The 18,615-nt window shown below is 61.5% G+C and carries 18 protein-coding genes; 7 read left to right on the forward strand and 11 right to left on the reverse strand.

The annotated features are described in order from the left end of the window. Positions 1 to 7: 7 nt before the first annotated feature. Positions 8 to 787 (forward strand): SDR family NAD(P)-dependent oxidoreductase, encoded by a 780-nt coding sequence (locus LDN90_RS01120; RefSeq protein ID WP_223947588.1) that lies wholly within the window; start codon positions 8 to 10, stop codon positions 785 to 787. Here the strand turns inward: LDN90_RS01120 and LDN90_RS01125 are convergent. Beyond that, positions 750 to 1,826, reverse strand: coding sequence for an FUSC family protein (locus tag LDN90_RS01125; RefSeq protein ID WP_223949212.1), 1,077 nt, complete (start codon positions 1,824 to 1,826; stop codon positions 750 to 752). The genes LDN90_RS01120 and LDN90_RS01125 overlap by 38 nt on opposite strands. A gap of 200 nt (positions 1,827 to 2,026) precedes the next feature. Between LDN90_RS01125 and LDN90_RS01130 the strand changes: the two genes are divergently transcribed. Both LDN90_RS01130 and LDN90_RS01135 read left to right on the forward strand, forming a co-directional pair. Further along, positions 2,027 to 2,494, forward strand: a complete 468-nt coding sequence (locus LDN90_RS01130) for an SRPBCC family protein (protein WP_216922564.1) — start codon at positions 2,027 to 2,029, stop codon at positions 2,492 to 2,494. A gap of 80 nt (positions 2,495 to 2,574) precedes the next feature. After that, on the forward strand, positions 2,575 to 3,006 hold the full coding sequence (locus LDN90_RS01135; RefSeq protein ID WP_223947589.1) for a GNAT family N-acetyltransferase: 432 nt from the start codon (positions 2,575 to 2,577) through the stop codon (positions 3,004 to 3,006). A 3-nt stretch (positions 3,007 to 3,009) separates the two neighbouring features. Here the strand turns inward: LDN90_RS01135 and LDN90_RS01140 are convergent, their stop codons facing one another. Both LDN90_RS01140 and LDN90_RS01145 read right to left on the reverse strand, forming a co-directional pair. Next, complete coding sequence (locus tag LDN90_RS01140; protein WP_223947590.1) at positions 3,010 to 3,411, reverse strand: VOC family protein; 402 nt, start codon at positions 3,409 to 3,411, stop codon at positions 3,010 to 3,012. 39 nt (positions 3,412 to 3,450) lie between these two features. Next, positions 3,451 to 4,383: a DMT family transporter gene (locus LDN90_RS01145; protein ID WP_223947591.1), complete on the reverse strand. Its 933-nt coding sequence runs from the start codon at positions 4,381 to 4,383 to the stop codon at positions 3,451 to 3,453. Here LDN90_RS01145 and LDN90_RS01150 point away from each other — a divergent pair. Beyond that, complete coding sequence (locus tag LDN90_RS01150; protein ID WP_223947592.1) at positions 4,382 to 5,797, forward strand: PLP-dependent aminotransferase family protein; 1,416 nt, start codon at positions 4,382 to 4,384, stop codon at positions 5,795 to 5,797. The genes LDN90_RS01145 and LDN90_RS01150 overlap by 2 nt on opposite strands. A 209-nt stretch (positions 5,798 to 6,006) precedes the next feature. Here the strand turns inward: LDN90_RS01150 and LDN90_RS01155 are convergent, their stop codons facing one another. The 3 genes from LDN90_RS01155 to LDN90_RS01165 form a co-directional block, all read right to left on the reverse strand. Continuing rightward, complete coding sequence (locus LDN90_RS01155) at positions 6,007 to 7,626, reverse strand: MFS transporter (RefSeq protein WP_223947593.1); 1,620 nt, start codon at positions 7,624 to 7,626, stop codon at positions 6,007 to 6,009. 810 nt (positions 7,627 to 8,436) lie between these two features. Beyond that, entirely contained in the window at positions 8,437 to 8,694 is a 258-nt protein-coding gene (locus LDN90_RS01160; protein WP_223947594.1) for a type I restriction enzyme endonuclease domain-containing protein, read from the reverse strand. Positions 8,695 to 8,900: 206 nt separating this feature from the next. Beyond that, a complete protein-coding gene (locus tag LDN90_RS01165) occupies positions 8,901 to 9,686 on the reverse strand; it encodes a putative protein N(5)-glutamine methyltransferase (RefSeq protein ID WP_223949213.1) in 786 nt (261 codons plus the stop codon). Positions 9,687 to 9,926: 240 nt separating this feature from the next. On the opposite strand from LDN90_RS01165, the gene LDN90_RS01170 reads away from it, so the two are divergent. Beyond that, entirely contained in the window at positions 9,927 to 10,154 is a 228-nt protein-coding gene (locus LDN90_RS01170; RefSeq protein ID WP_223947595.1) for a hypothetical protein, read from the forward strand. Positions 10,155 to 10,241: 87 nt separating this feature from the next. Next, positions 10,242 to 10,502, forward strand: a complete 261-nt coding sequence (locus LDN90_RS01175; protein WP_223947596.1) for a hypothetical protein — start codon at positions 10,242 to 10,244, stop codon at positions 10,500 to 10,502. Between the two features lie 79 nt (positions 10,503 to 10,581). On the opposite strand, the gene LDN90_RS01180 is transcribed toward LDN90_RS01175, so the two are convergent. After that, positions 10,582 to 13,134 (reverse strand): ATP-dependent DNA ligase, encoded by a 2,553-nt coding sequence (locus LDN90_RS01180; protein WP_223947597.1) that lies wholly within the window; start codon positions 13,132 to 13,134, stop codon positions 10,582 to 10,584. A gap of 38 nt (positions 13,135 to 13,172) precedes the next feature. Between LDN90_RS01180 and LDN90_RS01185 the strand changes: the two genes are divergently transcribed. Further along, positions 13,173 to 14,039, forward strand: coding sequence for a Ku protein (locus LDN90_RS01185; protein ID WP_223947598.1), 867 nt, complete (start codon positions 13,173 to 13,175; stop codon positions 14,037 to 14,039). 90 nt (positions 14,040 to 14,129) lie between these two features. Here the strand turns inward: LDN90_RS01185 and LDN90_RS01190 are convergent, their stop codons facing one another. The 4 genes from LDN90_RS01190 to LDN90_RS01205 all read right to left on the reverse strand — a co-directional run bounded on the left by LDN90_RS01190 (position 14,130) and on the right by LDN90_RS01205 (position 18,523). Beyond that, positions 14,130 to 14,966 carry a carbohydrate ABC transporter permease gene (locus LDN90_RS01190; protein ID WP_223947599.1) on the reverse strand — a complete coding sequence of 279 codons (837 nt, stop codon included), beginning with the start codon at positions 14,964 to 14,966 and terminating at the stop codon, positions 14,130 to 14,132. Further along, a complete protein-coding gene (locus tag LDN90_RS01195) occupies positions 14,963 to 15,934 on the reverse strand; it encodes a sugar ABC transporter permease (protein ID WP_223947600.1) in 972 nt (323 codons plus the stop codon). The genes LDN90_RS01190 and LDN90_RS01195 overlap by 4 nt, the downstream gene beginning before the upstream one ends. A 6-nt stretch (positions 15,935 to 15,940) precedes the next feature. Then, on the reverse strand, positions 15,941 to 17,236 hold the full coding sequence (locus tag LDN90_RS01200; protein WP_223947601.1) for a sugar ABC transporter substrate-binding protein: 1,296 nt from the start codon (positions 17,234 to 17,236) through the stop codon (positions 15,941 to 15,943). A gap of 69 nt (positions 17,237 to 17,305) precedes the next feature. Further along, positions 17,306 to 18,523 (reverse strand): aminotransferase class V-fold PLP-dependent enzyme, encoded by a 1,218-nt coding sequence (locus LDN90_RS01205; protein ID WP_223947602.1) that lies wholly within the window; start codon positions 18,521 to 18,523, stop codon positions 17,306 to 17,308. Positions 18,524 to 18,615: the final 92 nt, after the last annotated feature.

Here is an 18,615-nt window from a genome sequence, read left to right on the forward strand (position 1 = left end):
TAGGCGCATGACGACTCGAGCCAATGAACTCACCGCCCTGGTCACCGGTGCCACGGCTGGGCTCGGTGCAGAATTCGCGCGCCAGCTCGCCGAAGCCGGGCACCACCTCGTCCTGGTAGCCCGCGATGAAGAACGCCTCAAGGAAAAGGCTGAGGAATTCGAACGCGACTTTAGTATCTCGGCGGAGGTTCTGTCCGCCGACCTGACCACCGACGTCGGGGTTTCCTTGGTTGCCAACCGCTTGCGGGACGCTGCGCGACCTGTGGACGTCCTGGTCAACAACGCCGGAATCGGACTCTTGAAGTCGTTCGAGCAGAACGATTTGGAGGAAGAAAAGCGGCATCTACGCCTACACGTTCAGACACCGATGGAGCTGTGCCACGCGGCGCTGGAAGTCATGCTGCCTCGCGGGAAAGGCCGGATCGTCAACGTTGCCAGCGTCGCAGCCTTCGCCAACAGGGGCACCTACTCGGCGGCCAAAGCCTGGCAGGTGACGTTCAGCCGTTGGGCGAATATTGCGTATGGGAAGTTGGGCGTGCAGGTCACAGCGGTGTGCCCGGGGTTCACACACACCGAATTCCACGACCGCATGGGCATGGATAAGTCCGTGGCGCCGCGATTCCTGTGGCTCACCGCCGAGCGCGTGGTGCGGGAGGGGCTGGAGGACAACGCCGAGGGCAAGTCTGTTTCCATCCCGACGCGTCGATACAAAGTGGTTGGCTTCTTTGCGCGTATCCTGCCGGCGAAGCTTACTTCCGGCCCGCCGCGCCGGCCCCTGAAGCCCTAGGAACCGCAATGACAGGTGCCCTGACCAGCACCGCTACTGCGATTCCAATCACCGCACCAACGAACGTCTCAACCGCCCGCTCCATCACCAGCACACCCGGATCCATGGGCGACGCCAGTTGGGCGATCAGCAGGACCACCGGCGTGAAGAACACCATGGCCCAGCCGTAGTGCCGCGCCATGAACAGCTCAGTAGGGAACTGGCAAAGGACCACCACAATGGCCAGGACGATTGCAGCATGGCCGGGGAAATACTGCAGCGGTGACAACGGACTTGGGAAAAGTACGACGGCGACTACCGCCAACCCCAGGAACGTCCCCACGATGCGGTGGATACCTCGGTGGACGCGGCTCGGGAGGTCCGCGCCTGCCAACGGCACGGCGGCTGCGGCCATGGCCCAATGCGGATGGCCGCTACCACTCAGAACTCCACACACGCCGGCAGCACCGACAGCGAGAGTGTAGCGGGCCGCATGAACGAGGGCGGATTGCCGTAGGGGTCCGCGGAGGACGGGGAGATCGCGCGCAGCGCCCCGCTCCCACTTTCGGTGCCGCAGCCAGCCAGCGAATCCGACCAGAATCGAAAAGGCCGCTGAAGCAGTACCGATCAGCACCGCCGTCAGGAACGGAACGCTGGTGTGGACCGACGCACAGGCCCCCAGAGCGAGGATGCCGAAGAACGGCCCTATCGGTTTAAGACGCACCGCGTCTGCATATAAGGAACCCGCACCGGCAAAGAGAGTCGCCACCAACACCAGCCACCAGGAGTGGATGTGGTTAACGGAAAGAAACGTGCCAATGCTCAGTCCGCCAACCAGGACAAGCGCAGCTTGGACTTGGTGTTTGAGCCGCAGTTGGTGGGTTTCGTTGCGTCCGTACATTCCAGTGAGGGCGCCGAACACCGCATACATCATCAGGTCCGGACGGCCTAGGAGAATCAGGACCAGCCCCGGAACTGCGACACTGAGGGCCACCCGAACTGCCGAGAGACGGTCGTTGTTAGCCGGCCCCAATTTGTGGAGCTCCCGGGCATGCGCCATGAAGGGGGACAGGGAAGACACCACCAATCATTCAGGCCGCGTGCGAAGGGTTCAATATCGGAAATTATCAGGAGCGCAGGGGTGGCCGCCATAAGCCGGGTCACAACCCGTAGCAAGGCACTGGCAGTACCCCTTCCCTTAGTACCTCCCATATGAGCTCTAGAAGAGCGCTGCCCGGCAGAGTCTGGGAAGATCAAGGTATGCCCGTAGCTTTTGTCTGCCGAACCCGCTCCGCCATGTCGCCACAGGAGCTGTTCGACCTTTCCCGAAACATCGATGCCCACGTGGGGTCAATGACTAAAAGCAGGGAAAAGGCCATAGACGGCGTCACCACGGGTCTGATTTCCGAAGGCGAGCAGGTCACATGGCAGGCGTGGCACCTCGGAGTCCGTTTCCGCATGACCAGCCGCATCACGCGCATGGAGGCACCGGCGTCGTTCACTGATGAGCAAGTGCGCGGCCCTTTCAAGTACCTCCGCCACACGCACGAGTTCCGGCAGGACGGCAGCGGGACGCTGATGGTGGACACCGTGGAATTCGCTGCCCCGTTCGGGCCGCTGGGCCGCCTGCTCGAGAAGCTGGTTCTGGCCAGATACCTGCAGGACTTGATCGAAACGCGCAATGGATTCCTCGTCGGACAGGCACCTCCCGCACTGGATAAACGGTGATCCGGCTAGCTCGAACAGACGATCTGCCGCGTTTGCAGGACATTGAGCGGGCAGCAGGGGAAGCTTTCCGGGATCTGGGCATGGATCAGATCGCGGACGACGAACCCTTCTCCCTGGACGAGATGAATACCTACGTGGCTGCCGGGCGTGCCTGGGTGTGGGCGGATGGACTGGACTACCCCGTGGCGTATCTATTGACGGACATTGTTGATGGCAACGCGCACGTGGAGCAAGTAACCGTGGACCCGGATCAAGCGCACCAAGGACTCGGCCGCGAACTGTTGCATGCTGCACGGGTGTGGGCCAGGGGGCACGGCATGCAGCGCCAGACGCTGAGCACGTTCCGCGACGTGCCGTGGAACGCGCCGTACTACCGGCGGCTGGGGTTCCAAACGCTCGACGCCGGCAGTTGGGGTCCGGAGCTGGCCAGGCTCATGGAGCACGAAGCTGAGTTGGGGCTGACGCGTTGGCCTCGAGTGGTCATGTGGCGTCCGGTGGTTCCGCCGACGTAGCTACTACTCAGCCACCAGCTCAACTTCGTAGCTGTCTGTGTTGATCAAATACGCGGCGTAGTGATCCGGACCGCCCGCGTGCGGGTACTTCGACTCGAACATCTCGTACCAGCCGACGTCGGCCCCGAGCGCGCGAATCCGGTCCACATTTTCCCGGGTGCCGGCATGGAAGGCGACATGATTGAGCCCGGGATCCGTGCGCCGGTGGGCCGTCCCGGTGATGGCATCGGTGCCTTCCACCACCACGTACGTGCCATTGAGCTTCCAACTGCAGCCCGTGGGCCAGTCCTGGAAGGGCTTGTAACCAAGCTCGCCCAGGAGCCAGCCCCACTCCTCCCGGGCCCGTTCAAGGTGCGGCACCCAGATCTCAAGGTGATGGATCGAACCCACAGTTGCGTCAGGCATGGGCCGAGTCTACGAGATCAGGGCGGTGGCGTGGGAGCGTCAGGGATTCGACGGCGGGTTGAGCCTTACGCGGACAGCGGCCCCTGCGCAGAGGATCACGGCAAGCCCGCCAATTGCGGTGGTCCACGTCATCGACTCTCCCAACAGCAGGCTTGCCCACGCGATGGTCATGATCGGTTGGACCAGTTGGATCTGGCTGACTTGTGCCATGGGTCCGATTGCCAGGCCGTGGTACCAGGCGAAGAACCCGAGGAACATGCTCACGACGCCCAGGTAAGCGAAGGACAACCACTGGCTAGGCGTAGCGGAGGGCACTGTGGAACCCAGTGAAAGCAACGTCAACAGCAGCATGGCGGGGGAGGCAACCACCAGAGCCCACGAGATTGTCTGCCAGGGGCCGAGTTCCCGCGCCAGCAGACCTCCTTCCGCGTAGCCTATGGCTGCCGCAATCACGGCGCCGAGAAGCAGAAGATCAGCCCAATGAAGCTGACCGAAACCGCCGGACTGAACCAAAGCGAAGACCAGCGCCGCAATAACGCCTACGGCAGTCAGGACCCAGAACAGGAGCCGCGGACGCTCACGGCCCCGGATCACCGCTACCGTTGCAGTGGCCGCAGGCAGTAGCGCGATCACAATGGCTCCATGGCTTGCGGTGGTGGACGTCAACGCGAATGTTGTCAGCAAGGGAAAGCCCGCAACGATGCCACTGGCTACCACAGCCAATCGAACCCATTGAAAGCCTTGCGGAGAGCGTTGTCGGGTCAGGCCCAAAGCCAGTGCCGCGAGACCGGCCGCAACAACGGCCCTGCCTGCGCCGATGAACAGGGGGGATAAGCCTTCAACGGCCACGCGGGTGAAGGGAACCGTGAACGAGAATGCGACAACGCCAAGAAGGCCCCACCAAACGCCTGTCGACGTCCGCTTGGATACCACTGGCCGTGAAAGTGTAGTAGCGCTACTATTGTGACTCATGAATAACGATAGCAGTTCCCGGATTGTCTCGCGACTAAAAGAGTGGATCGCAGCGGCCGCGCCGGGAGCCAAGCTGCCATCAACCCGCCAACTCGTGGCCGAATACCAGGCGAGTCCTGTCACGGTGCAGAAGGCCTTGCGAACCCTCACTGCCCAAGGCCTGATAGAAAGCCGCCCCGGCGTTGGCACCTTCGTCCGGGCCTACCGCACCGCCAGGCCCTCCGATTACGGCTGGCAGACGGCTGCACTCCGAGCGGCCCAAACGCCACGCCTGCTGAACTCTGGCGCCATGCGCAGCGCTTCGAACGACGTCATCGCATTCCACTCCGGCTATCCGGACCGGGAACTCCTGCCCGAGCGGCTCGTTCGGGCCGCGCTAACCAGGGCTGCCCGCGGAGACGCTGCGCTGTCGCGGCCACCGGCCCAAGGCCTTCCCGAGCTGCAATCATGGTTCGCGCACGAGCTCAGCACCTCGACGCCGGTTGGCGTCACGCCGCCCCAGCCGAGCGACGTCGTCGTACTTCCCGGCAGCCAGAGCGGACTTAGCTCGATTTTTCGCGGCTTGGTGGGGCATGGGCGGCCACTGCTGGTGGAGTCGCCCAGCTACTGGGGTGCGCTGCTGGCCGCTGGCCAGGCCGGCGTTCGCGTCATTCCTGTGCCGTCCGGCCCCGACGGGCCGGATCCTGACGAGCTGGCGAGGGCTTTTGAGGAATCGGGGGCCCGGATGTTCTACGCCCAGCCCAACTTTGCCAACCCCACGGGTGCCCAATGGTCTCCCGAACGGGCCGAGGAGGTCCTCCGGATTGTCCGCCAGCACGGAGCGTTCCTTGTGGAGGACGACTGGGCCCATGATTTTGGTATCACCGCGCAGTCCGTCCCGCTAGCCGCGAAGGACGATTCCGGCCACGTGGTGTACATCCGCTCGTTGACCAAGAGCGTCTCGCCGTCCATCCGTGTGGCAGCGATTATCGCCCGTGGTCCTGCGCGGGAACGGATCATGGGTGCGCAGGCTGCGGAATCGATGTATGTCAGCGGACTGCTCCAGGCTGCAGCGCTCGACGTCGTCACTCAGCCTGGCTGGCAGACGCATCTTCGAGGGCTGGGCCATCAGCTGCAGTCGCGCCGTGACTTGTTGGTCACCAGCATCCGCGAGCACGTTCCAGAGGCGCACCTCAGCCACCTGCCCAAAGGCGGCTTGAACCTGTGGCTGCGGATGCCGGACGGGTTCGACGTCGATCAGCTCACCAAGGATTGCGAGGCAGCAGGGGTCCTCATTGCCGCAGGTACGGAGTGGTTCCCTGCGGAACCTGAAGGCCCGTACATAAGGCTCAACTACGCCGGCCCCAATCCGGGAGGATTTCCCGAGGGCGCGCGGATTATTGGCGAGGCGGTCAAGGGGTTGCTGGGATCCTGACCGATTCGGATTCCCGTTGCCAGGCCGCTATTAAGTTGCTGGGCAACAACGCGGGTGCGGTCTGGGAACGGGGTTAGCGGCAGGATCGCGTCTTAACAGCCGTAGCCACCAATCCGAAGGAGAGCGCCTGGGGATTGGTGGCTACGATGGGCGGCGGGTGGCCGCGAACTATCGAAAAGCGCTGCGCAGAAGTTGCAGGCACCTGATTCCTAGGCCGGAGTCAGGTCCTTGTCACGCCGGCCGAACACGTCATCGTCAATGGGCTGGCCGTCGAAAGGCATTTCGTCCAGATTGATGAGCGGGTTGGTGTCCTGGGTGGCAACGAGTTCACGGGCCTCGGCGGCAGTGTCCACGCTGGGCATGGAACCGGGCAGGGGACGCTGGGCGGATTCACGAAGGAAGTAGATGGCAATGGCACCCACGATGGATGTAGCCATCAGGTAGTACGCAGGCATCATGTCATCGCCGGTGCCCTCAATGAGGCCCTGCACGATGAACGGCGTGGTTCCGCCGAAGATGGCCACCGAGAAGTTGTAGGCGATGCCCATTCCGCCGTAGCGGCTGGACGTCGGGAACAGTGCCGGGAGGGCCGAGGCCAGGTTGGCAATGTAGAACGTCACCGGGAACGCGATCAGCGCAAGGCCAGCAAGGGTGGACCAGATATCGCCGATGCCGATCAGCATGAAGGCAGGAACGGAGAACACGATGGTGCTGCCTGCGCCGATCCACAGCACTGGGCGGCGGCCGATGCGGTCGGACAGCTTACCTGTGAGCGGAATACACACGGCCATTATCACCAGGACCGGAATGGTCAGCAGGGTGCCATGAACGGGGTCGTAGCCCTTGGAATCCGTGAGGTACGTAGGCATGTAGGAGGTCAGCGCGTAGCCCACAGTGTTGGCTGCGGCGGCGAGAATCATGGCCAGCACGATCTGGCGCCAGTAGGCCTTGATAATGCCAACCGGGCCCTTGGCGACGTTGGCATCTTGTGCCGCGGCGTCCTTGGCGATGGCTTCCTGGGCGTCCAGGGTGGCCTGGAACTGCGGAGACTCCTCGATCTTGCTACGGAAGTACACGGCGATGAGGCCCAGGGGACCGGCGATCAGGAACGGAAGCCTCCAGCCCCATTCCTCCATGGCTGCCTGGCCGAGCGTGAGCTGCAGGACCGAAACCAGTGCAGCGCCGAGGGCGAAACCGATGTAGCTGCCCATGTCCAGGAAGCTGGCGAAGAAGCCGCGGCGCTTGTCCGGGGCATATTCACTCACGAAGGTCGTAGCACCGGCGTACTCACCACCGGTGGAGAAGCCTTGGACGAGCTTGAGGATCACCAGCAGGGCGGCGGCCCAGATGCCGATCTGCGCGTAACCGGGCAAAAGCCCGACGGCGAACGTGCTTGCCGCCATCAGCATCAGCGTTGCTGCGAGCACCTTCTGGCGGCCCACTTTGTCGCCGAGCCAGCCGAAGACCACGCCGCCAAGCGGGCGGGCGATAAACGTTGCGGCGAAGGTGCCGAGAAGGAAGAGTGTCTGGACGGACTTGTCCGCTTCCGGGAGGAAGACGGGGCCCATGGTGGTGATGAGGTAGCCGAACACGCCGACGTCGTACCATTCCATGGTGTTGCCGACGATCGTGCCGCCGAGTGCTTTCTTCAGCATCGGCTGGTCCACAACATTGACGTCGGATTCTTTCAACCGGCGCTTGGTGCGGAGCTTCGTTTTCTTCGGGTTCTTTACAGTGTTGGCAGCGGCCGTTGTAGCGGCCGGAACCGGGTTTCCATTGGCGTTCCTTGCGCCTGGCGGAGAGACGGTGTTGCTTTGGTCTATGGGCATTTGGGCTTCTCCTAGGGAGGTCATTTGCTTGCGACTTCTGGCTGCCCCGCTCCGGGCAGGTGTTCAATTTTACGCGGTTTGCCCCTCAAACCCCAGTTGAGATCCGATTTATGGGGTGTGGAAGGGGCAATTTGCCCAGTTGTCTTACATCTTTTTGCCCGGTCTTGCCCTGCAATGGCGCGGAATCTTGCCCCGTGGAGCGCGTTGTTACCAAATTGTTTAGCTAAGGCCACTTAACGAGGCTGATTGAGGCCTAAAAGCTGATGGTTTGGGAGCTGCCGCGAAGAGCATTGACGGCGGCCACCAGCATTGCGCCGATGGCCACCGCTCCCGGTTAGGGGATGTTGTGCCAGAAAAGGCGAACGACATCAACGACTAGTCGGATGATGTTGACCGCCAGATTCCAGGCGCCCCATGGTTCTTCACGTTTCCGTTTGGATTCCACGCCGGCACCTCCTGCCAGAGGAAAAGGGCACGGCCTGCACGTGTCTATGGGCACAACAACGTTGCGCCCTACGTGTATAGGGCCATACACTCAAAGTGTTCGGATTTGAGGATATGACCCTCTGACCGCACCAATGAGCGCACCGCGCTGAACAAAGACCCGATTGCACTCGGGTCTTTTGTTCATTAACGGCACAGCAGGCTCTTGCCTGATGATTCCAGCGTATCGGCCAGGAGACATCGCAACGCACACGCTGGCGTGGTTTCGGACGAGGAAATCACCAGAGCGGCTGAGGGAGGCATGGACAACGCCCCCGTCAAGCCGGGCAGCCGTTTTATTGTGAAGTCTTAGGACTCGGCTTCGAGCTAAAGCCGAGCCTCCGCAAACCGGGGTGCCATAGACTCCATCTGCTCCATCACCAGCTTGATCGCTTCCGGCTGCTTGTCCGGCGGGTATCCGAAACGAACCAGGAGCCTCTTGATCGAGGAACGGAGTTTTGCCCTGACGTCATCGCGCACCGAACAATGACTGCCGAATTTGCCGAGTTGGAGGCGGCGAAGACTGCAGGGTGGGACGTTAAGTGACGCGGCTTTGCGGGGAGCGGCTGAATGTACTGCTTCCACCACAGATCCTGGAAGCTGCCATTAGCAGCAAAAGAGTGGCCGACACTCCCTGAAATAGTGAAGCCCTGCACCCGAAAAGGTGCCGCCTTCACTGTCTCTGTGTGTCCGCGAAATCTGACCTCTACGGCCAAAAGAACCCGCGCAGATGTGTGTTTAGGGTAGGAGCATCGGACTGACGAGCGGGTGTTCAGCCCCGAAGCCGCGGTTCAGTGGCTCCTTGCGGCCCCCACCACCAAGGTGGCATCGTGATCCTCATCGGTCAGCACGCGGGCCATCAGCCCCGCCCCAGTCAGGAGCGCCGCCGTCTCCGGAGCCTGCTGCCGGGAGGTCTCGACCAAAACCCACCCACCGGGCGCCAGCCACTCACCGGCCCCAACTGCAAGCCGGCGTTGGACATCCAAACCGTCAGTACCGCCGTCGAGCGCCACCATCGGTTCATGCAGGCGCGCCTCAGGCGGCATCATGCCGATGGAACCCGTAGGTACGTACGGGGCATTGGCGAGCACCACGTCCACCCGTCCACGAAGCTCAAGGGGGAGCGCGGCGTATAGATCGCCCTCGAAGACGCGCCCTCCACGGGGCTCGACGTTCTTGCGCGCGCAGCTCACCGCGACCGGATCGATGTCAGCGGCGTAGAGCTCGCAGCTCCCCAGAAGATCGCTGAGTGCCGCACCGATCGCCCCCGAGCCACAGCAAAGATCGACGACGACGCCACCCGGCCGTACGATTGTCGCCGCCTGACGCACCAGGAACTCCGTGCGACGCCGTGGAACGAATACGCCGGGTTCAACAACCATGCGGCTCCCGCAGAAATCCACCCAACCGAGGATGTGTTCCAAGGGCAGCCCGTTGACGCGCTGATCCACCATGAAGTCCAAATGGTCTGGACTCGTGGCGGCCTCGATGAGGAGTTGCGCTTCGTCTTCCGCGAAGACGCATCCGGCATCGCGGAGGGTGGTGGCGACGGACATTCTCCAGGTCACGGGTGCCATGCTAGCCGAGGGGTTCACAAAAGCGGCGATTCTTGGTTAGGGTATGACGCATGGGAACACTGATTTTTGAGTAGACCGGCCTCTGCTTTAGCGGAACAGCCGAGTTTAACCTGACAAAAATCCACGCCTGTTGAGGCCCTGCCTCCATGCCGTTCCCGTTGTCGACGCCATTTTTCTCGAACCGCAAACGCCATGGTTTTGGTGCTTCTTCAGGACTCACACCTCTGAGGAGTCCAATATATGACTGCCAATCCTTCCGAAAACAACACCCCGGAGCCCGCTGCGTCGGGAAGTCCAAAGTCCGCCTCCGGCGGCATCAAGTCCAAACTGACTGATGCCCAGAAAGCGATGCTCGCCAGCAAGTCCGGCGGCGGCGCCCCCGCTGGCTGGCAAAGCACGGGCAAGGGCCACAAACCTACGTCCGCCAGCGGCAAGCAGGCCAAGACGGAGAAGAAGGTACGTTGGTGATTCCAGGACGCAGCTAAGTCCTGCAGACAACCATCTTCGGCCCACCTAGTATTGAAATTCCTTCGTTCCATAGGGAAAGGAAGAACCATGACTGCAAACAATCAAGCCGAAAATATCGATCCCGAGGTGGCCAGCCACTTGGTGGAGGCCATGGACATGGCTCCCATGCCTGAACCGGCAAGCATTGACGTATCTCTGGGTTTGGACCAGGAGCAGCACTGGCCCGACGGCAGCGGTAAACGCCGGCACCCGAAGGACCGCGATCAAGCCCACGGGCGAATGGGCCAGGGCGCAGCCGTGACGGCGGTCCACCGGACAAGCCGCCCGCAGATGCCGCACTCCTCCTGAGCGCGTCACCTACCGTAGCCAGCCCAACTAGGTAGCAGCACAGCGCGTTTAGAGCTCTCAAAACGCGCTCAAGTGCGACCTAGTTGGGCTGGCTGACGTCTTCCGGGGACTTGTCAGGACGCCACCCACGCCACACCGGATGCCGTAGCCTGCCAGGGCCCGTCCATTCTCCGAAGGTCACTTCTGCTACCAGCTCCGGATCCACCCAGCGGGCACCTGCGGCGTCCTCGCGGGGGATATCGGCGAAGGGGGAGTCAGCAGTCAGGCGGGGCTCCAGTTTCTCCATGACATCCCTCAGCTGCCACTCTTTGAACCCGGTGCCCACCCGACCCACGTAGTGCAACTTCCCGCCCTCCGGAATGCCCAACAGCAACGAGCCAAAGGTCCCGTTCCGGGCACCAGCCCCGGGACGCCAGCCGCCCACAACCACTTCCTGGCTCTGCTCCAGCTTGAGTTTGATCCACGAGCGGCTACGCCGGCCGATCACGTAGCGGCTATCTGCTTTCTTCGCCATCACGCCTTCCAAGCCGAGCTCAGCCGCGCTTGTCATGAGGTCTTCGACGTCGTGGTCCAACACGGCTGAAAGGTGAAGGGGGCAGCCCGCGCGAAGGCGTCCGGCAAACGCCGAAAGCCGTTCCCGACGCTCACGGAAAGGCAGGCCGCCCAAGTCCCTGCCGCCGTCGTACAGGAGGTCGAACAGCATGAGCTGCACCGGAACGGACGCACGGGCTCGTTCAATGTCTGCGGTTTTCACCAGGTTCATCCGCAGCTGCAGGCGGCCAAAATCAGGCCGTGAACCCTTGCCAAGCGCCACGATTTCACCGTCGGCCACGAAATCGCCGTCGGGCCAGCATGATCGGTCCGTTAGTTCGGGGTAGGTGGCGGTGAGATCGTTGCCGTTGCGACTCATCAGGCGGATCCTGCCATCGGTGCCGGTGATGATGGCCCGGATTCCGTCCCATTTCAGTTCGTACAGCCAGTCGTCGCTGCGAAGGTCGGCGACGGTGCCGGACGTGGCAAGCATGGGAGTGTAGTTCGGCATTGGCTCGGGTGCAGCTGGCTTTGATGCCCCGACGGGTGCGACCTTGTTCGACGGGCTGGCCGTGCCCTTGCGAAGCCGTCCACCTGGTTGCTCCTTCATCAAGTGGATCAGCCAACGGTCACCGGTATTGATCAGTGCTAAACGCTTGGTCCCGTGCAGTCCACCACCTGGCTGTCCCGTCAGCGTTGCGATCACTTCCTTGCCGTCCCGCCATTTCTCGCACGTGTACTCGCCACGGTCCCAAATGGTCATGGTCCCTGCTCCGTATTCACCTTTGGGAATGACGCCAGCGAAGTCCGCGTATTCCATCGGATGGTCTTCCGTATGAACGGCAAGGTTGTTCCGGTCCGGCGTCTCCGGGATACCACGCGGCAAAGCCCAGGACGCAAGGACGCCGTTGCGCTCCAAACGCAGGTCCAGGTGGTAGCGCCGGGCGTGATGCTCCTGGATGACGAAAATTCCCCCCGGCTGCGCGGGGTCGCCCGGCTTCGGCTGGTCTGAGGAGGAGCCCTTGGACGTCGGCGAGGCAAAAGCAGCCGACGACGCCGGGAACGGCTCCGGGGTCTTCTCCGGATCGCGCATCCCCACATATTTCGCGAGACGGTTCTCTACGGTCACCACGCGCTCGCGGGTGGCCGAACCGCTTCGGACTCCAGTGCCGTCGTCGTCATCCGTATACTCCCCGTGCGGCGGGAGGTGCCGTGACGAGATAGGGGCGAAGTGGTCTTTGCCGGTCTTGACCCGCTTCATCACCGCTGTGTAATCAAGATGGTCCAGGGTGCTCGAGGAGAGTTCGCGCCAGGTGCGGGGCGCCGCGACCGTAGGGTGGGCTTTGCCCCGGAGTGAGTACGGGACGATGGTGGTCTTGTTGCCGCTGTTCTGGCTCCAGTCCACCAACACTTTGCCGTGGCGGAGGGACTTCTTCATGTCGCTGACCACCAGCTCCGGATGGTCGGACTCTAGGGCACGCGCCAGCTCGTGGGCAAAGGCTGATACCTGCTCGGACTTCAGCGTCCCCTCCAGCCCAGTGTAGAGGTGTATGCCCTTGCTGCCGCTGGTCACCGGGACCGGTTCCATGCCCATGTCCTGCAGGATTGAGCGGGCAAGTTTGGCCACTTCAACGCACTCAGGCAAGCCTGCGCCGGGACCGGGGTCAAGATCCAGGACGAAGCGGTCAGGCCGGAGCGGATTACCCTCAGCGTCCACCTGCCATTGGGGGACGTGGATCTCAAGGGAAGCTATCTGTGCCATCCATGTGAGCGTGGCGAGGTTGTTGACCATGGGGTAGACGTTGGTGTGGTCCGAGTGCTGGATGGCTGTGCGGGGGATCCACTTGGGTGCGGAGTCTTCGAGGTTCTTCTGGAAGAACACCTGTCCCGGGTGCTCGGCAGTGCCCACTCCGTTGACCCAGCGCTTGCGTGTGACGGGCCTGTTGGCGGCGGCAGGAATGAGGAAAGGCGCTACCGCGGCGTAGTACTCCAGGACTTCGGCCTTGGTTGTCCCGGTCTCGGGGTAGATGATCTTGCCCAGGTTGGTGAGGGTCAGCTCGTGGCCTTCCACATTCACCCGCTCCTGCTGCTTGCCTGCCACCTCTTCTCCTCTGCTGTCTTGTGCTGTTGACTGGGTGCATGAGGGCTATATGGAAGGGATCTATCGCGTTCGGTCTGGTCAACGTACCAGTGAAGCTCTATAGCGCCACGGAGGACCACGATATTGGCCTTCACCAAGTCCACAATAAGGACGGCGGACGCATCCGGTACCAGCGGAAATGTGAAATTTGCGGAGATGTTGTTGCCTACGAAGATATCGACAAGGCCTACGAAGAGGAAGGCCGCACAGTGGTCCTCACGGCGGCCGAATTGAAGTCCTTGCCGGAAGAGAACAGCCGCGAAATAGAGGTAGTGGAATTCATCCCTGCCGAGCAACTGGACCCGATCATGTACGAGCGCAGTTATTTCCTGGAGCCGGATTCCAAATCCCCCAAAGCCTATATGCTGCTGCGGCAGACACTTGAGGATACGGACAGGATTGCTATTGTCCAGTACGCGCTGCGGCAGAAGACGCGGCTCGGAGCCCTGCGCGTACGTGGGGACGTACTCCTTTTGCAGGCACTTCTCTGGGGCGATGAAGTCCGGGAGGCCAAGTTCCCCTCGCTTGAGACGGACATCAAGATCTCCGATAAGGAACTCGAAATGTCCTCCGCGCTGGTGGACTCCATGGCCCACGATTTCGACCCCGACGAATACACCGACGATTACCAGGTGCAGCTCCGCACGTTGATCGAGGCCAAGCTGGAAAAGGGGGAGGCGTTGGACACGGAAGCGACGTTCGGTGCCGTGGAAGGCGAAGGGGAAGGCGGCGACGTCATCGACCTCATGGAGGCTTTGAAACGAAGCCTGGACAAGAAACGCGGCAAGGAAAAAGCGGCCGACGACGACGCTGCCGCCAGCAAAACTACCAGCAAGCCAAAGGCGCGGGCCAAGAAAAAGGCGTGACCCGGCGTCGGGCTCCCAACTGGGTCGCATTTGTGCGCGTTCAGGGCGCCCTAAACGCGCACAAATGCGACCCAGTTGTGTGCGTGAGCCTCAGCCTTTGACTGAACCCGCGGTGAGTCCCTGGACGATGAACTTACTGGCGAAGGCGAAGATCACCAGTGTTGGAACCACCGTCAGAACCGCAGCAGCAGACATGGAACCCCAGTCAATGTTGAAGCTGGAGATAAAGCCGGCCAACGCCGTCGGAATGGTCTTATTGCTGTCGCTGTTCATCAGGGTCACGGACAAGAACAGCTCGTTCCAGCAATTGACGAAGTTGAAGACGAAACTCGCTGCAATGCCGGGCAGCATCACGGGAACAATGACCTTGAAGAGTGCACTCAGCCTGGAGCAGCCGTCAATCATGGCGGCTTCCTCCAACGCGTCAGGAACATTCTCGAAAAAGCCACGGAGCATGATGGTGCAGAAGGGAATGCAGATCGCGATATAGATCAGGATCAGCCCTGTCTTGGAGTCCACCAGTCCGAAGTCGGTCATCATGAGGTAAAGGGGACCCAGGGCAATAAATCCGGGAATCATCTGCGTCACAAGGAATGCCCCCAGCACGGCACCGCGTCCGGAGAAATGGAACCGCGCCAGAACGTAGGCGGAGAGCAGCGAAATCAGTGTTGCCACCGAGGCGGCCACCAGCGCCACCACCAGGCTGTTGAGCATGTACTGGCCGAAGTCGGACTTCGTGAAGAGCCCGATGTAGTTGTCCAGGGACAATTGCCGCGGCCAGTAATCCAGTGGCAGCGAATAGATCGCCCCCGGCTCCTTTAGGGACGTCACCACGATCCAGTACAACGGGAACACGGTGGCGACCAGGCACAACGCCAGGAAAATAACCTTGGAAATCCTGCCTGCGAGCGTCGGACTGTTGATCATTGGGCTCCCTTTCTAAAGCGGACAGCCATGAGATAGAAGGCAGCGAACAGCATCAGGGTGAGCACAACGATCAAGCCGAGCGCGGACGCCTTTCCGTAGTCACCCTCCTGCGTAATCTTGATCATGTACGTCGTGATTATGTGGGTTTGATCGGCCGGTCCACCGCCGGTCATGGCAAAGATGATGTCCGGAAAGTTGAAGATCCAGATCACTCGCAAAAGGATGGTAAGTGCCAAAGTAGTGGCGATGCTCGGCAGCGTGATACTGATGAACGTCCGTACCTTTCCGGCACCATCCAAGGCAGCGGCCTCGTACATTTCGTCGGACACCGACTGCAGGGCGGCGAGGATCATGATGGCAAAGAACGTTACGCCGTACCAGATGTTGGCAACGATGATGGCCGTCATGGCGAAGCCGGGATCGGACAGCCACGGAATGGGCGAGCTGATGAGCCCCGCCTTCATCAACAGGTCATTGACCACGCCAAATTCGGCATTGAACATCCACCGGAAAAGCATGCCGATGAGGAAGCCGGATACTGCCCACGGAAAGAAGATCATGGCCTGGTAGGCTCCACGCATCCTGAACCGCCGCTTCAGGAACAGCGCCACCGCGAAACCGATCACCACTTGCGGAACCAGCGAGCCAACCACCCACACCACCGTGTTGCGGACGATTGTCCCGAATTCAGGGGCATCGAACAGGCTCTGGAAATTGGCAAAACCAACCCAGGATGTGTCCGAAAGGTCGTTCAGGTTCCAGTTCCGGAACGCCATCTGGCTGCCGGAGATCATGGGGTAGTACGTGAATACCCCTACGAACAAGGCGGCCGGTGCCAGGAAGGCCAGCAAGGTAAAAGCTGTCCGGGCGCTGAACCGTCGTTTGGACAGGGTGCCACTGCCGGGATCCGGCTGTACGGTCTTCCGGCCCGATGGTGGGGGTGCGGCCCGCTTGACGTCGAGACTCACCGGAAGCTATCCCTTCATCTTTTCGGTCCAATACGTGTCCCAGCTTGCCAGCAGCTCGGCCGTGGACATCTGCCCCGTGAGCACCCGCTGCAGTTCGCCGTCGGACTTCTTGATCCACTCCGTCCACCAAGAGACACTGCGGGGCTGGATTGCGGAAACGTACGTATCCGGGTTCTCGGTCATCTTGACGTAGGCCGCCCAGGGACCGGTGCTGTAGAAGCTGTCCTGTGCTGCGGATTTGAGGATGGGGACCAGACTGTTGTCCTTGCTGAAGGTGGTGGCGGCGTCTCCCTGCGCCAAGTATTTGATGAGCTTGACTGCCTCCGGCTTGGATTTTGACGACTCCGCGATACCCCAGCCAGCGGAGGCCACCGGCTGCACTGCTTTGCCGCCCGGGCCCACCAGCAGGGGAGCAACGTTCCACTGGTCTTCCTTGATGGACTGCGATTCCTTGACCGTGGCGATGACCTCCGGGTCCTGCAGCAGGAAGGCCGTGGATCCGTTGCTGAAGCCTTGGACCATCTCCGGGTAGCCCCATGCTACGGAGGACGGTGGCGATCCCTTCTTGAAGAGGTCGATGTAAAGGTCCATCGCCTCCTGAGCTTTGGGGGAGGAGAAGATAGTTTTGCCACTGGTGAGCTTGAAGGCGTTCTCACGGTCGATCTCGTCAGCTACGTAGGCCTCAATGATGGCCACGGCGTTGGAGTTTGCATTGGTTCCCCCGCGGAACGCATATCCGAACTTGTTCTCCGATGGCTTGTTCAGGGCTTCGGCCTGTTCCGCCATCTCTGACCAGCTGCTGGGCGGACCGTCGAACCCGGCGTTCTTGACGAGGTCGGAGCGGTAGAACAGGGAAAGGCCGTAGAAACCGTAAGGGATGTAGTAGGTCTTGCCGTTCTGCTTTGAGTACGTGACCGCGTTTTCCGTCAGGTTGTTCCAGCCATCCCAGCCGTCCAGATCCTTGGTCATGTCATAGAGCCAATTGTTGGCGCCGAAGGATCCCACCGTGATGTCACGCGCTTCCACGACGTCGATCCCCTTGCCGGACTGGAGCATCTGTTGGATCTTCTGATCAGCCTGATCTGTGGGAGGCGAAATGAGATCGACTTTGATGCCCGGGTTTTCGTGCTCGAAGCCCGAAATCAGCTTCTTCAGGGTTTCTGTCCTGGTTGGGTTGGTCAGGCTTTCCACCATCTTCAAGGTGACTTTGCCATCGGCAGCATTCTGGCCGCCGCCGCATCCGGCAAGTGCAAGAACAGCCGCCAGGCCTGCTGCCGCAGACGCCATTATTCTGGATTTCACGTGGGTCCTCCGTTGATTTGGTTGAGGTGGGCGATCCCTGCGTCGGTAGCGCGGCGCAGGTGGTGGTGTCTAGAGGGATCGGGCGAGCCGCACAAGTTCAGGTACGGCTTTCGCGGCGAAAATCTCGAAGTCCGTGGGAGAGTTATAGAGGTGGGCGGAGAGTCGCAGGAAACCCTCACCGTTATGGGTGGTCACCGCTGTTTCGATGTCCAGCTCGTCCGAGATGAAAGCCCGAACGTTATGCGAATCCTCGTGCGTCGTGGCAAGGCCCTGCGGCAAGCGGACCAAGCGCAGCGGCCCCACGGGCATGCCGACGTCTACTGTGTGGTCCTGCCCTGTGAAGTCCGCAAAGGCGCTGCCAATGAGGGACTCGCCATAGTCGCAGAGTGCGTTGGCATAGCTGCGGAAAGTTCCCCAGCTGTACCGTTGCGCGATGGTGTTGAACGACGTGCCGGCGGCCATCCAGGAGGTAACGTCCTGGGTTCCGACGTGATCGAAGTTCTCCGGGAAGCTGTGGGGAAAGCCCCACGAGTCAATGAGCGGGGTTAGCTTGTTGGCGTGTGGACCCCGGGCGACGAGGGCGGCCGTACCCCTCGGAGCGCAAGCAAACTTGTGGAGATTGCCAACCCAGAACCCGTCAAAGTCGGGAACGGGCGATTCCAGGATCCCTGGCGCATGCGCTCCGTCCACGAGCACGGGAATGCCCTTGGCCGATGCTGCCTCGGCGATGGCCTCTACGGGAAAAGCCCGAGCCGTTGCCGAGGTGATTTGGTCCACCACGATGAGGGCCGTCTTGTTGCTGACTTCTGCCATGACAAGGGCGATTGCGGTCACTGCATCCGCATCCAGCGGCACTTCCGCGATTCGGACCCGACCGCCGTATCTTCCGGCCACCCGGTAAGCCCCGTGCAGTACGGCTCCGTAGGCGTGGTTCGTCATCACGATTTCCGAGCCAGGTGCAAACTCCAGTGAGTTGTACACGGCACTGACCCCGGCGCTGGCGTTTTGGACGAGTGCCACATGCACGGCGTCGACTCCGAGGAACGCGGCAACTTCCGTACGCGCTGCCGCCACCGCGTTGTACTGCCCCATGAACCACGTACAAGGGTTTGCTTCCATGCGGACCTTGAGCTCCAGTTGGAATTCCTGCGCCGCACGGGGAACGGAGCCGTATGAGCCGTGATTCAGGTGGACCTTGGTGGGAGTGAGGCTCCAGTCGGAGGAGGAAGGCTCGCCGTCCGGGGTCATCATGGGACGGGGAGCGGTGAGGTTGCTGGCTGTGTACACAGGGGCCTTCTTGCTCGGAGAGGCGGGACTGTCTGTAAGTTACCTCACACGTGGCGCCAAGACAACAGACAACTTTCCAAAGTCATAAGATG

The organism is Arthrobacter sp. NtRootA1 (assembly GCF_019976975.1).
Classification (GTDB): domain Bacteria; phylum Actinomycetota; class Actinomycetes; order Actinomycetales; family Micrococcaceae; genus Arthrobacter; species Arthrobacter aromaticivorans.